The 1,024-nt window shown below is 69.9% G+C and carries 1 protein-coding gene; it reads right to left on the bottom strand.

The annotated features are described in order from the left end of the window. Nucleotides 1-1,024, bottom strand: a 1,024-nt coding sequence (locus tag ACGFNV_RS46820; RefSeq protein ID WP_393631804.1) for a phosphatidylglycerol lysyltransferase domain-containing protein, incomplete at both ends; no start/stop codon positions are given.

Genomic DNA, 1,024 nt, shown 5'->3' with positions numbered 1-1,024 from the left:
CGCATGCGCGTGGGGTGGCTTTGCGGCGGCGCAGGAAGCGGGGCATGGGGAGGGCGAGGTTGACGAAGCCTTCGGCCTGCATGGCGGCGAAGCCGATGCGGGGCAGGTCGGCGGAGTTGCGGTAGACGACGAAGCGGGGTTCCCAGCGGGGCTGGAACTTGGCGTTGAACTTGTACAGCGATTCGATCTGGAACCAGCGGGAGAGGAAGACGAGCAGTCCGCGCCAGGCGCGCAGGACGGGTCCGGCGCCGATTTTCTCGCCGCGTGCCAGGGCGGAGCGGAACATGGCGAAGTTGAGTGAGACGCGGGTGATGCCGAATTTGGGGGCGGCCTGGAGGGCGGCGACGATGAGGAGTTCGTTCATGCCGGGGTCGGCGGAGCGGTCGCGGCGCATGAGGTCCAGGGAGGCGCCGTCGGTGCCCCAGGGGACGAAGTGCAGGATCGCTTTGAGGTCGCCGTAGGGGCCGGGGTGTTCGTCGGTCTTGTGGGCGGTGGCGATGAGGCAGTCGCCGTCGGCGGTGTCGCCGATGCGGCCCAGGGCCATGGAGAAGCCGCGTTCGGTGTCGGTGCCGCGCCAGTCCTCGGCGGCTTGGCGCAGGCGTTCGAGTTCGGTTTCGCCGAGGTCACGGACGCGTCGGACGCGGGTTTCGTAACCGGCGCGTTCGATGCGCTTGACCATCTGGCGCACGTTGCGCATCGCGCGGCCGGCGAGGGAGAAATCCGCGACGTCCACCACCGCCTCGTCGCCCAGTTCGAGGGCGTCGAGTCCGGTTTCGCGGGTCCAGACCTCGCCGCCGGTCTCGGAGCAGCCCATGACGGCGGGGGTCCAGGAGTGGGCTTTGGCTTCGTCCATGAAGCGTTCGATGGCGCCGGGCCAGGCTTCGACGTCGCCGATGGGGTCGCCGCTGGCGAGCATGACGCCGGAGACGACGCGGTAGGTGACGGCTGCTTTGCCGCTGGGGGAGAAGACGACGGCCTTGTCGCGGCGCAGGGCGAAGTGGCCGAGGGAGTCGCGGCGGCCGTG

The sequence above is a fragment of the Streptomyces sp. NPDC048751 genome, assembly GCF_043198595.1.
In the GTDB taxonomy this organism is placed as follows: domain Bacteria; phylum Actinomycetota; class Actinomycetes; order Streptomycetales; family Streptomycetaceae; genus Streptomyces.
Note: the sequence above shows the minus strand (reverse complement) of the source record. Positions and strands in the feature narration are given on the sequence as shown.